The organism is Flagellimonas profundi, from assembly GCF_017313275.1.
Classification (GTDB): Bacteria; Bacteroidota; Bacteroidia; order Flavobacteriales; family Flavobacteriaceae; genus Flagellimonas; species Flagellimonas profundi.
This window is the reverse complement of the sequence record NZ_JAFLNM010000001.1, coordinates 1606938-1620292: the sequence shown is the minus strand read 5'-3', so window position 1 is coordinate 1620292 and position 13355 is coordinate 1606938. Positions and strand designations below refer to the sequence as shown.

General features: G+C 47.0%; 13 protein-coding genes. 7 read left to right on the top strand and 6 right to left on the bottom strand.

Annotated elements, in window-relative coordinates; genetic code table 11:
• The first annotated feature begins 10 nt into the window (after positions 1-10).
• The 7 genes from J0654_RS07515 (at position 11) to J0654_RS07485 (ending at position 7929) form a co-directional block, all read left to right on the top strand.
• The gene (locus tag J0654_RS07515) at positions 11-586 is read left to right on the top strand and encodes a phosphatase PAP2 family protein (RefSeq protein WP_207027278.1); all 576 of its coding nucleotides are present in this window, start codon (positions 11-13) and stop codon (positions 584-586) included.
• 47 nt (positions 587-633) lie between these two features.
• Entirely contained in the window at positions 634-1269 is a 636-nt protein-coding gene (locus tag J0654_RS07510) for an HD domain-containing protein (RefSeq protein ID WP_207027276.1), read from the top strand.
• 12 nt (positions 1270-1281) lie between these two features.
• A complete protein-coding gene (locus J0654_RS07505; RefSeq protein ID WP_207027273.1) occupies positions 1282-1854 on the top strand; it encodes a phosphatase PAP2 family protein in 573 nt (190 codons plus the stop codon).
• A gap of 96 nt (positions 1855-1950) precedes the next feature.
• A complete protein-coding gene (locus J0654_RS07500; RefSeq protein ID WP_207027271.1) occupies positions 1951-3228 on the top strand; it encodes a TolC family protein in 1278 nt (425 codons plus the stop codon).
• 1 nt (position 3229) lies between these two features.
• Entirely contained in the window at positions 3230-4147 is a 918-nt protein-coding gene (locus J0654_RS07495; RefSeq protein WP_207027269.1) for an efflux RND transporter periplasmic adaptor subunit, read from the top strand.
• The gene (locus tag J0654_RS07490; protein WP_207027267.1) at positions 4147-7146 is read left to right on the top strand and encodes an efflux RND transporter permease subunit; all 3000 of its coding nucleotides are present in this window, start codon (positions 4147-4149) and stop codon (positions 7144-7146) included. Before J0654_RS07495 ends, J0654_RS07490 begins: the two co-directional genes overlap by 1 nt.
• A gap of 12 nt (positions 7147-7158) precedes the next feature.
• A complete protein-coding gene (locus J0654_RS07485) occupies positions 7159-7929 on the top strand; it encodes a patatin-like phospholipase family protein (RefSeq protein ID WP_207027265.1) in 771 nt (256 codons plus the stop codon).
• A 3-nt stretch (positions 7930-7932) separates the two neighbouring features.
• On the opposite strand, the gene J0654_RS07480 is transcribed toward J0654_RS07485, so the two are convergent.
• The 6 genes from J0654_RS07480 to J0654_RS07455 form a co-directional block, all read right to left on the bottom strand.
• A complete protein-coding gene (locus J0654_RS07480) occupies positions 7933-8325 on the bottom strand; it encodes a DUF1003 domain-containing protein (protein ID WP_207027263.1) in 393 nt (130 codons plus the stop codon).
• Positions 8325-9188: a mechanosensitive ion channel family protein gene (locus J0654_RS07475; RefSeq protein WP_207027260.1), complete on the bottom strand. Its 864-nt coding sequence runs from the start codon at positions 9186-9188 to the stop codon at positions 8325-8327. Before J0654_RS07475 ends, J0654_RS07480 begins: the two co-directional genes overlap by 1 nt.
• Positions 9189-9414: 226 nt before the next feature.
• On the bottom strand, positions 9415-11484 hold the full coding sequence (locus J0654_RS07470; protein ID WP_207027258.1) for a copper-translocating P-type ATPase: 2070 nt from the start codon (positions 11482-11484) through the stop codon (positions 9415-9417).
• Positions 11485-11503: 19 nt separating this feature from the next.
• Positions 11504-11797: a phosphoribosylpyrophosphate synthetase gene (locus J0654_RS07465; RefSeq protein ID WP_090294862.1), complete on the bottom strand. Its 294-nt coding sequence runs from the start codon at positions 11795-11797 to the stop codon at positions 11504-11506.
• A gap of 6 nt (positions 11798-11803) precedes the next feature.
• Positions 11804-12454: a hypothetical protein gene (locus J0654_RS07460; RefSeq protein WP_207027257.1), complete on the bottom strand. Its 651-nt coding sequence runs from the start codon at positions 12452-12454 to the stop codon at positions 11804-11806.
• Positions 12451-13344, bottom strand: coding sequence for a ribose-phosphate pyrophosphokinase (locus J0654_RS07455; RefSeq protein WP_207027255.1), 894 nt, complete (start codon positions 13342-13344; stop codon positions 12451-12453). The genes J0654_RS07460 and J0654_RS07455 overlap by 4 nt, the downstream gene beginning before the upstream one ends.
• Positions 13345-13355 lie beyond the last annotated feature (11 nt).

The following is a 13355-nucleotide window of genomic DNA, read 5'->3' as shown; positions in this document are numbered from 1 at the left end:
GTATACCATCATGGAAGTACGGTTTTTTGGAGCCATTGGAATCAAGAAAAGCATATCGACCATAGGGTTGTTTCTGCTTTTGGCCTGTACGGTTTGGGACACCCATGCCCAGGACAAGACACTACAAACTGCAGGGGATGTATTGCTGGTTTCCCTTCCGATGGCCAGTCTTACCGGGACACTGCTCATCGGGGACCAGGAGGGGAGTTGGCAGTTTGCCAAAGGGTTTGCGTTGAACCAAGCCGTGACCCTTGGGATGAAATACGCCATCAACAAACCAAGGCCCTATGATAATGGATACCGTGCCTTTCCATCTGCCCATACCTCCACGACCTTTCAAAGTGCCGCCTTTTTACAAAAACGTTACGGTTGGAAATTCGGGGCGCCTGCCTATGCCTTGGCGGCATTCACGGGCTATAGCCGTATCCAGGCCCACAAACACGATGGTTGGGATGTCCTTGCGGGAGCCGTGGTGGGCATCGGAAGTTCCTATCTGTTCACAAGGCCCTATAAGGAAGATCGCATGGAGCTCACTTTTTCAAGCGATGGACAAGGGGTCGTCATTGGATTTAATTATACCTTTTAGATGATGCGGACTTTTTATAGAACCAAAGCAAAGCCTTGGAAAAAGGGATGAAACATCAGGATCGAACCCATAACTCAGGAGATATCCTTTCCTTGGCCAGGCAATTCTGCGTGTCATTCTTGAAAGGAGGCCGATGTGGGTCACTACCGTTCCACAATGCGCAACATACCTTGGAAGTGTTTGACCATGTCCGGGTGATCGGGAGGGATGAAGGGCTATCGGAAAAGGCATTGGAGCCGGCGCTATTGGCAGCCTTGTTCCATGATGTGGGAAATGCATCCGGTTTTGAGGGGCATGAGGCCCAAAGCAATGCCATGGCAACAAAGTTCCTGGAACCATGGAAGTATCCAAAAGAAACATTACAAACGGTACAGGCCTGTATCATGGCCACTAGAATGCCACAATCCCCCAATACCTTATTGGAAAAGATCCTTTGTGACGCCGATCTGTTCCATTTGGGAACCGTATCCTTTTTTTCAAAGAACGCGTTGTTACGGGAAGAGTGGCAGCATTTTCATGGGTGGTCCTATACCGAACGCGATTGGGTCTTGCTCAATATTTCCTTCTTGGAGGAACACCGGTATTTCACCGCCTTTGGACAAAGGGAGCTTGAACCAGTAAAACAGCAACACCTGGCCACTTTACGGGGCCGACTTGATACGGAAATTATAAATGAACCATAAAATTGATACGTCATGGTAAAGTATGCCATTTTATTGTGTTTTTTGTTGGCCCTGAACAACTTGCAGGGGCAACAATCGGAAGTTGCAGAAGAGATTGCAATGGAAACTTCCATTGAAAAGATCGGGGATTATGCACAATTCGCCCCAACGGCCTTTTCGTTGATCACCGTTTTGGCCAAAGGGGACAAGGAAGGGTTTTGGCAATTGGGAAAGTCGGCAACCGCCAATTTGACGGCCACATGGATCTTGAAATATGCCATCAATAAACCTAGGCCCGAAGGTAGGCTCGATGGGCATGCTTTTCCGTCAGGGCATACCTCCTTTGCTTTTCAGGGTGCTTCCTTTTTACAACGGAGGTACGGTTGGAAATATGGAATCCCTGCCTATGCCGTAGCCGCCTACGTTGCCTACAGTAGGATCGAGGGGGTGAACGATAGACACGATGGATGGGATATTTTGGGCGGGGCCTTGACAGGAATTGCCTCGACCTATCTGTTTACCACCCCCTACATGAAGGAACATTTTGATGTGAGCTTCCAAAGTGGGGACGGTTCCTATGCCCTTGGGGTGGTCTATAAGTTCTAAAAGGGAAGACAACTTGGATCGGGCTTTTCTCGATTTGTGATTATCCATGGATTTTGAAATAGAATGATATATTTGAAAAACAGTAATGGTTTGGTAATGAGGTATTTTGTGTGTATGGTGGTTTTGTTCGGATTGGTACATCACAGCTGTGCACAGGAAAGATCCCTTGGATTCTTTGTGACCAATGCCGAAGAAAATGCCCCTGGACTTTTGGAAAATGCCAACCTTCAAAATGTAGGGGAACTGCAGAACGAAATCATCAGGGCACGGAACAATGCCTTTCAGATCAATGCCACCTCCGAAGTTTTGGTGGCACCTTATTTCAACAGTAATGGCAAGTTTTTGGATGTGACCACAAACCCTTCCGTCAATGCCCTGGGGTATGATGTGGGCATTACCAATGGGGGACTCTATTCTGCACAAGTGAACATTACCAAAAACATTTTTAATAAGACGATTGTGGACAATCTGTTGCTCCAAAACCAATTGTACAATGCGTCCCTGGCCTTGGGACAGGAGGAAATGACCAGAAATCTGGTCAAGAACATCACGGACCTCTATATCTTCACTTACCAATTGCAACTCCAAAAGGACTTTACCCTTGGTATCATTGAAGATCTCAATAATCGGTTAAAGGTCATGGAGTTGTTGGTAAAGCGGGGCATTTTGGCCGAAAGTGATTATTTGGCCATCCAATCGGATATAGGGACGAAACAATTGGAATTGGATCAGATCGATATCAACTTCAAGAACCTTTATACCCAAATGGGAAACTTGTCAGGGGTATCCCTTACAAACTTCGATCCCTTGGCCGAACCCCAAATTGAAACAACGTCCCAAAAGGACACCTTGCTCTTCGAAAAAAGATTTGCCCTGGATAGCCTTCAGATATCCGCCGATCAAAATGTATTTGAGAACCAATACCGGCCACAGGTTTCAGTGTACGGCAACTCTGGATTGAATGCAGTGGACCTGAACAACCTTCAACGTAGGTTCGGACTCAGTGCAGGGCTCCGGTTGACCATACCGATTTACGATGGTCACCAGAAAAAATATAATGAGCTCCAAAATAAACTGAAATTGGACAACCTGGATTATTACAAGAAGTACAATGAGACCCAGGCCCAAAATACCCTTGAAAGCCTTCAGATGCAGATGGAGGGACAAACGGCATATTTGAAACAGATGGAACAACAACTGCAACTGCAGTCGAACATACTGGAAATCTATAAACAAAAAATGGTTCAGGGACTTGCTTCCGTAATCGATTATTTGAACCTGGTCCAAACCTATAAATTGACGGCCTATGCCAAACTGCAGGCTCAGACCAACCTCTGGTTGTTGCGTAACCAATATAACTATACAAACTGGTGATATGATGAAAAAATTAGGGTACACCTTTCTTTGCATATGGGTCTTGACCTCCGTAGGGTCCTGTAAGGGCGACCCCCAAACCACAACCACATCGGAAGTGCCCATTCAGGTAAAGACCGCTGCGGTTCAACAAGGTGACATCAAGGAATATATCACCTTCAATGGAGTGACCCTGTACCAGAAAAAGGAGAACGTGCGTTCCAATGTTACGGGATATGTCTCTTGGTTGCCCCATAAATTGGGATCCCATATCCGTGCCGGACAGACCTTTGCCACGGTCAGGACCAAGGAACAGGATGCGCTGGCCGAAGCCGTAAAGATAGATAGTACCTTGGCCAAGCTTTCAGGGCCTATTTCAGTCATCAGTAATGGTACTGGGGTCATAGCCCAACTCAATGTGCAGCGTAATGATTATGTGGCGGAAGGGGATGTGCTGGCCATAATTTCAGAACCAAGTTCCCTCGTGGTCCAAGTCAACGTGCCCTATGAATATGGGGATCATATCGATATCGGGACCCTTTGCGAGATCATGCTGCAGAACGGAACGGTCATCCAGGCCAAAATATCGGCCATCCTTCCAGTGATCGACCCTATTCCCCAATCCCAACAATTTTTGATCGAACTCCCAGGGCAGGAACTCCCCGAAAATCTGAACGTGCAGGTCAAGACGGTCTACAAGGAAAAAAAGAATGCCATGACCATACCACACTCCGCCCTTCAATCCAATGAATTGTTGACCGATTTTTGGGTCATGAGGGTCTTGGGTGACACCCTGGCGGTCAGACAAGATGTCGAGACCGGCCTCAAAAACGATTCCTTGATCGAGGTCATATCAAAAAACCTAGGAATCCATGACAAGGTGGTGACCGAAGGCAGTTATCAAATGCAGGATTCCACCAAAGTCAGTATCGAAAAATAATGAAGCTATCCTACTCCAAATACAAATATCCACTTTTGGCCATAGCCCTGATGTTATTGATCGGGGGTGTTTTTTCCTATCGGGGACTGAAGACGGGACTGTTTCCTGACATCACCTTTCCGAAGATCAAAGTGATCGCGGATGCCGGTCAGCAACCTGTGGACAAAATGATGACCACGGTGACCATTCCTTTGGAAAATATCATCCGAAGAACGGAAGGGTTACAATATATCCGTAGTACCACCTCAAGGGGCAGTTGTGAGATTTCTGTCTTTTTGGATTGGAGTACCGATATCAATACGGCCAAATCGCAGATTGAATCCTTTATCAACCAGTCCCAAGGGGATATTTTGCCCAATACGACCACATCCGTAGAGAAAATGAACCCCTCCATTCTGCCAGTAATGGGGTATTCCCTGGAAGGGGAGGGGCTCTCCCAAGTGGATTTGAAGAAAATAGCGAAATATCAGATAAAGCCCTATTTGGCCGCAACGCCGGGGGTGTCGGACATTGCGGTGATAGGGGGCAAGGACAAGGAATACCAAATTGAATTGAAACCCTATGTCATCCATACCCTTGGTATTTCGATTGCTGCGGTTACCAGTGCCGTGGTCAATTCCAATATTTTGCAATCCAATGGATATGCCTCGGACTATAATCGGTTGTATCTTACCTTGACCGACAATGCCATCGATGATCTGGATGATCTTCGCAACCTGGTCATCATCAACTCCCCAAATCGATTGATCCGGTTGAAGGATATTGCCGAGGTCAAAGTGACCGAGGCCAAATCCTATACCAAGATCCTGGCCAATGGTAAAAATGTTCCCCTGATCGCTGTCATCAAACAGCCCAATTCCAATCTTGTGGAGGTCAACAACACTATTGAAAAAAAGGTAAGGGAACTGGAGTCCATTCTCCCAAAGGGTGTAAAACTCTTACCCTATTACAAGCAAGCGGATTTTGTCAATACCAGTATCAGCAGTATCAAGGATGTACTTTGGATAGGTCTGGTACTGGCCCTATTGGTGGTCATCCTGTTCCTACGGTCTTTTTCGGCCAGTATGGTGGTACTTTTTACCATTCCCCTTTCCCTTTCCTTGACCCTTATTGTTTTGGATGCCATTGGATACACTTTCAATATCATGACCCTTGGTGCCATTGCCGCTGCCATTGGCCTGATGATAGACGATGTGGTCATCATCGTGGAACAGGTGCATAAGATCAAAGAGGAGCATCCGGACCAGAACGCTGCATGGTGGTCCAAGGAGGCCATTGCCCATTTATTTCCGGCCATGGTAGGGTCGTCCTTGAGCACATTGGTGATTTTTATTCCCTTTGTGTTGATGACAGGGGTGGCAGGGGCCTATTTCAAGGTGATGGCGTTTAGTATGATCATTGCGTTGGCCTGTTCCTTTTTGGTGACATGGCTTGTGGTGCCGGTGCTTTCGATGCTGTTTGCCTCGAAAAAGAAAATCACAAAAAAACTTCATACAAATACCCAATGGATCCATACGGTTCTGACCAGACCAATGATTGGGGTTCTTTTTGCCCTCGGATGTTTGGCCATCATTTGGCTGGTTCCCTCGAAATTGGCATCCGGATTTTTGCCGGAAATGGATGAAGGCAGCATTGTTTTGGACTATTACAGTCCTGCGGGGACCACTTTGGAGGAGACCGATCGGATGTTACAGGTGGTCAACCGGATTTTGGACGGGCAACCGGAAGTGGAGGCCTATTCGGCACGCTTGGGTACGCAAATGGGATTTTTTATAACCGAACAGAACCGAGGGGATTATCTAATAAAACTAAAGGATAAACGGAAAAAGACTACAACCGAGGTCTCCGATGAGATCAGGGGACGAATTGAAGCGGCGGTGCCACCGCTGACGGTAGATTTTGGTCAGGTGATCGGTGATATGTTGGGAGATCTTATGAGTTCTGTACAACCTATTGAGATTAAAGTATTCGGTGACGACATCGGAAAATTGGAGGATTTTTCCAGGCAAATCGCAACATTGGTGGAGCAGGTAAATGGTACGGCCGATGTGAGCGACGGAATCATTGTGGCGGGCCCCGAGGTGCTCATTCAGCCCAACGTTCCCATTTTGGCACAACTGGGATTGACGCCGTCCGACTTTCAAACGCAACTGGAAACCCAGATCCAAGGGGTGGTCATCAGTAGTATCATTGAAAGGGAGCAGGTAGTGAACATCCGGTTGGTATTTCCCGGCACCAACACCAATTCGGTTTCCGATATCCAACAAATGACCCTGCAATTGCCCAGTGGGGATATTGTACCCCTACAAAAGGTGGCTAAAATTGAAATAGGGAAGGGAGTGGCAGAGATCAATCGGGAAAACCAAAAATCCATGGGAGTCGTTACGGCTCGCTTGAACAACAGGGACCTGGGGTCGACCTTGACCGATATCCGAAACAATCTGTCCACGAAGATCAGCCTTCCCCCGGGGTATCATATTGAATATGGAGGGGAATACCAGCAACAACAACAGGCTTTTAAGGAATTGATGCTCATTTTGATTGCCGCGGTACTGTTGGTCTTTACCGTCATATTGTTTCTGTTCAGAAGGATCAAGATTGCTCTTGCCATCATATTCATTGCCATTTTAGGGGTTGCAGGTTGTCTGTTGAGTCTATTATTGACAGGAACACCTTTGAACGTAGGGAGTTACACTGGTATCATTATGATAGTCGGGATTATCGGGGAGAATGCCATTTTTACCTATCGACAGTACCAAGAATGTGATGTTTCGTTATCACATCTTCAAAAGATCGAATATTCCATAGCCCAACGATTGCGGCCCAAGTTAATGACAGCCACTGCGGCAATCATGGCCTTGATTCCCTTGGCCCTGGGTATTGGAGCAGGGGCCCAGTTGCACCAACCTTTGGCTATTGCCGTCATCGGAGGGTTGGTCTTCGCATTGCCATTGTTATTGGTGGTACTTCCAATAATGCTTAAATTGTTGAAAACGTAGAAACAATAAAGAATGCGATTGATTGGAATTGCTTTGTCCGGAGGTGGTGCCAGGGCAGTAGCCCACATAGGGGTCCTTCAGGCCCTTAACGAGCACGGGATATTTCTGGAACATGTTTCCGGTTCCAGTGCAGGAAGTATCATCGCGGCATTGTACTGTTTTGGATATACCCCGATGGAGATTCTTGACCTTTCACACGAAAAAGAGTTTTTAAATATCTTTAAATTGGGAATCTTCAATAAGGGAGTTACCGAGCTTACCTTTTTGAAGAAGTTTCTCGAAGCCCATATCCATGTGACTGGGCACCAGAATCCCAAGAACGGACTTCATGTCTGTGTGTCCAATATCAATTCAGGGAAGTTTGAAATTGCCTCGGAAGGTAACTTTATTATTCCCTTGATGGCCTCTTGTGCCCTTCCGCTACTATTTAAACCCATTGTTCTCAATGGAAACACCTATGTAGATGGAGGGTTGTTGAACAATTTACCCATTGAGCCCCTGATGGCCAGCTGTGATACTGTTATCGGTTCCAGTGTCTGTCCCCATGAGGAACGATATGATATCCAGGGAAGACGGAATGTTGGCTCACGTTGTTTTCAATTGGCCATTTGGAACACGGTCTATCCGCGTCTCAAGCAATGCGATTTGGCCTTGGAAATTGAGGACAGCTATCGGTTCAATATGTTTGACATCAAGGAATCCAAAACACTTTTTGAAATCGGTTACGAGTCCACCTTGAAGAAAATACCAAAGCTTATGGAAATCCTTGAAGAAAACAGGTAGGGTTTACTTTGATGATTTTTCCGAAAGCATTTTTTTCAATTCCTTGATTTCTTGCATCAAAAGCGCTATTTCCTTTTCCGCCTTGATGTTGACGTTATAGTCATTTTCAGCCCTTATCTCCGCTCTTTTGGCCTGAAGGTTTTGCCCCACCATCAACAAGGGCATCAGAAATATCTGGATCATGTTGGAAATGAACAACCAAAGTACAAAAGCGGGGTAGGGGTCGAAACGTAAATGAACGGGCGCGAACATGTTCCATCCTAGCCAAAATATGGTCCATGTTAGGATAAGAATAAAAAAACCGATGGTTCCGATCCGATCCGTGATCCATATGGCGAAACGTTCCGATGGTTTTAAATTGTTTTTATAGACGTGGTTGGTGTTCTTGATTTCCATTAGATTTCATTTTTGTCCATGGTATTGGGGAATGTAACGGTGCGTTGGGGGAATGGGATTTCGATACCTGCATCATCAAACCTTTTCTTGATATTCTGTAAAAGGTCGCATTGAAGGACAAAGGCATCCGCTGAGTTGGCCGCCCAGGCCCATACCCGTAGGTTTACGGATGAATCGTTAAGGGCCGTTACCCTGGCAATCACAGGAGGAACTTTGTTCTCCAAATCCTCCTTGTTTCTGGGATCGATATGCAGTGGGTGTTTCGCTACTTCTTCCTTCATGATATCCAAGGCTTGTTCCACATTCGAGGAATAGCCTATACCAATGTCAATCATTTTGCAACACTTGGTATCCCCCAAATGGGCGTTGATGATCAAATCGGAACTTATCACTGAATTGGGGACTATGATCCTATTGTTCTCAAAGTCACGAATCACGACTTGGCGTAAATTTATGTCTTCAACAATTCCAGTAAAACTTTCACGGATGGTAATCTTGTCATTCACACGGAAAGGTTTAAAGATGACAATCAAGATGCCGCTCATGATATTGCTCAGTGCCTGTTGGGATGCCAGACCGGCAATCAGGGAAACAACACCGGCACCTGCCAAAAGGGAATGACCGACAATTTTGAATTCAGGAATCTGTACCAAGGCACATGCAATGCCCACCACATAGATCAGTGCAGTAGAAATATGTTTGATGAAGAGAAACCCGGTCAAATCCTTGTGATGGTTCAGCAAGGATTTTTTGATAAAACGGTTTAGGAACCAGTTAAAGGCCAAAGCAATTGTAATCGTGAGAAGTATGATAATTACAATCAACGTCAATGTCCTGAATTCTGTAAAAAGCGTTTTGATCATTTTAAATTATGATGATTTGTTGATTAAAGGTAAAGTTTAAAGTTATTGGATTTATTTCTTAAGAATGAAGTTTTTAGACATAATCCATCAGTCGAGTGATGATTCGAGTGCGGATATGCAAGAGCCCCACCTTTTCCTTGAAGTGGCCTAACAGGGTTTCGGAATCACTGAAAATGGGGATGCCCTAATATGTACTAAATTGCTCTAATTGCCTATCATCCTTCGATTACCTTCCTATCTTACGTCTTAACAGCTGCGCATTGATGGCCACAATGATGGTGCTCAGGCTCATGAACACCGCACCAACGGCAGGGCCCATGACAAACCCTGAGGAATACAGTACACCGGCGGCCAACGGAATGGCGACTACATTGTAGGCCGTTGCCCAAATCAGGTTCTGGATCATTTTGTTGTAGGTGGCCTTGCCGAACAGGATGAGATTGGCAATATCCTTGGGGTTACTGTTGACCAAGATGATGTCGGCGGTTTCCGCCGCAACGTCCGTACCGGAACCAACGGCAATGCCCACATTGGCCTTTGCAAGGGCCGGGGCATCGTTCACACCGTCCCCGGTCATGGCCACGAACTCGCCCTTACGTTGGAGTTCTTCCACTATTTCCACTTTTTGGTGGGGCAACACTTCGGCATAATAGCCATCCAAACCGAGTTTTTCGCTAACGGCCCTGGCCGTTTTTTCATTGTCCCCAGTGGCCATCAATACCTTGATGTCGTTCTTCTTGAATACCTGGATGGCCTCTTGGGATTCCGATCGTATCTCATCGGCCAGTGCAATGTATCCGGCCAGTTTTTCCTCGATCAACACAAATACCACGGTTTCGGCGGCATCGCTATAGGCGTCTTTGGGAATGAGAATGTTGTTGTCCCTTAAAAAACCGGGACTGACCACTTTTACCGGTTTGTCCTCCACGGTTGCCTCGACCCCTTTTCCAGTGATCGCATGAAAGTTCAAGGGATTGGGAATGGTGACCTTTTCCTCTTGGGCCCTTTTGATGATACCCACGGCAATGGGGTGTTCCGAGCTTTGTTCCAAGGCACTTGCCAGGCGAAGGACTTCATCCTGGGAATAGTTGTCATCGACCGATTGGATTCGGGTAACGCCAAAATCACCTTTGGTCAGGGTCCCCGTTTTATCAAATAACAAGGCCGATATCTTCCGGGATTCCTCAAAGGCGGTCCTGTTGCGGATCAATAGGCCGTTTTGGGCGGATACCGCGGTGGAAATGGCCACCACCAAAGGGATGGCAAGACCCAGGGCATGGGGACAGGCAATGACCATAACGGTCACCATGCGTTCCAGGGCATAGACAAAGGGGAAACCCAGGGCCAACCATACCGCCAGGGTCCCAAAACCAATGGCCAAGGCGATATAGGTCAACCATTTGGCGGCCCTATCGGAAAGGTTCTGCATTTTGGACTTGGTCTTTTGGGCCTCTTCCACCATCGTGATTACTTTGTTGAGGTAACTATCCTTGCCCGTGTGCTCCACTTTGACCTTTAAGGTACTGTTGCCATTGACGGAACCGCCGATCACCTTGTCCTTTTCCTCTTTCTTTACAGGTTTCGATTCCCCCGTGAGCATGGATTCGTTCAGGTAACTGCTGCCTTCGACGATGGTACCGTCGGCTGGGACCTTTTCCCCCGGCTTGACCAGTATGATGTCATCTTTCAATACCGCTTCCAACGGTATGTCCTCTATGGTTTCCCCTTTGACACGGTGTGCATCGGCGGGCATCATGCTGACCAACAACTGTAAGGCTTTTGAGGCACCAAGGACACTCTTCATCTCTATCCAATGCCCGAGCAGCATGATGGCGATAAGGGTGGACAGCTCCCAGAAAAAGTCTTGGCCCTTCAGTCCGAATACGGTGGCCGTACTATAGAAATAGGCTACGGAAATGGCCATGGAGATCAAGGTCATCATTCCCGGTGCCCCCTGTTTTATTTCTGACCAAAAACCTTTCAAAAAAGGCCATCCCCCATAGAAATATACAATGGTGGAAAGCCCGAAAAGAAAGTAAGGGTTACCGGGAAGCAGGAATTCATACCCAAAAAAATCCTGGATCATGGGTGATAGGAACAAAATGGGTATGGTGAGTACTAGTGTTGTCCAAAATCGCTTTCGAAAGTCGGCGATCATCATTTTGTGGTGGTCGTGGCCCATTTGGCCATGTGCGGGGTTGTGCCCCGAATGGTCCCCGGGACCATGGTCCATTTTGGAGTGGTCGGTCTTATCGTGGTTCATCTGTGAATGGTCGTGGTGTTGGTGCTTTTCCATGATTGGTCCTTTTTTTGGGTTATCGTAATTTTTTTCTCATTTTTTCAGAAATGTTTTCGGCATAGACGCCATAGGCATCCACCAGGATGCCCCTGATGCCATCCTTGGAGGATATGGCGTACAGCACGCTGTTGTCATCGGTGCTGCTCATCCCCTCAAAACGATGGGTCTGGTCGACCTTAAAGTCCTCCGGTCGAATTTCGATTTTAAGGGAAGCGCATTCCAGGCAATGGGGCTTGAGGTTAAAATCATAGGTATAGCCCTTTGCCTGTAAATCGGATATGGCTTCTGAAAGGGTATCGTAATTTTTCATGGGCTTTCAATTATAGGTCATCGTGAAATAACTTTGGTCCTCTTCGGTAAATTTCTGAAATTTCAATAAACCGTCCTCGTTCAATTCCTCCTTGACGGTATAGTGGAGTTGTTTTATCCGTATGCCCAGGGCATAGGCCTTGATCTCGATTTTTGAATCAAGTTCATTTTGCCCGTTGTCCCAAGTCCTCCCGTAGATCCGTATCAGGCTCTTGGATCCAAAAAAGTTCAAAAGGCCCGAATCAAAGGTCAACTTCATCTCAATGTCCCTAAGGTGATCCAAGTCATACAGCCCCTTGAATCCCGTGGATGAGGCGTTGATCTCGGTCTCCTTTGAACCTGGGTCGGAAAACGGGAAGGCCATGACCATCATACTGGCCTGATCGGGCTTGCAGCTATAGAGGGTGGAGTAGGTGTCGGTCGGTTTGTTGTCCCTATCGAACATTTGTGCGACCACATTAATGGCATAATTGCCATTTTTCTCCATGATCTCGCCGACTTTGAACGTTTGTTTGTTGAGCAATGTTCCTTGGCCATCAAAATTTTCCCGTACGATGGATCGGCCTGAAATTTGGCCTATGAGCATGTCCGTCTGTCCGTTCGCGGTGAGAGCGAACATCAGGAATGGGAACAATAACAAAAAACCTTGTTTTTTCATAAGTGATGCATCATTTTTTGTACTTCACTTGCCAATATACCACTCAAATCGATGGCATTCGATGGGTGGGGGATGGTATTGCAGGTCACCACATTCCCGACCCCGGCGGCCAATAGGTCACGATAGGCATTGCCCGAGAATACCGCGTGGACCCCGATACAAACAGGTGGTTTCATGCCCGCATTTTTAAGATGGCCGACAGTCTCGATCATGGTTCGTGCCGTGGATATGATATCATCCACCAAGATCGGGGTGGCATCCCTGTAGGTATCTATTTCGGGGACCGAAACTTCCACCTCCCGATCGCCATGGCGAATCTTTTGCAATACGGTAAATGGGGCACCGGCATTCTTGGCGACCTCCGAGACCCACTGCTCACTTTCTGAATCGGGGCCGATCAATACCGGATCTTTGATATGTTCCGTTATCCACTTGGATATGTTGTCGGCAGCAGGGATGACCTTGTTGGGAATGGTATAGACCTTGCCCAAGGAGGTGATCCTGTGCAGGTGGGGATCCACCGTGACCATGCTATCGGCAAAGCCCGAAACCAACTTTCCGAAAAATGCAGCGCTCACACCTTCCCCTTCCTGAAAGATCGTATCCTGTCGCATATAGGCGAGATAGGGGGCCACCAAACAGGTACACTTTGCCCCGAGTGCCTTGGCGGTGTGGCTTAAAAAATAGAGGGGCAACAGTTTCTCATCCGGTTCGTGAAGGGTACAGACCAGGACAACACACTTGCCTTCCACCTTTGAAAGGATGCGTGTGTAGGATTCCCCGTCGGGGAATTTCCTCAAAATGGCCCTTCCCACTTCGGCATTCATTTGCTTGGCCATAAGGGCAGTGAGCTCTTCATTTCCGGGTAGACTGAACAAAATGGTTTCCATAGGTGTTGTTT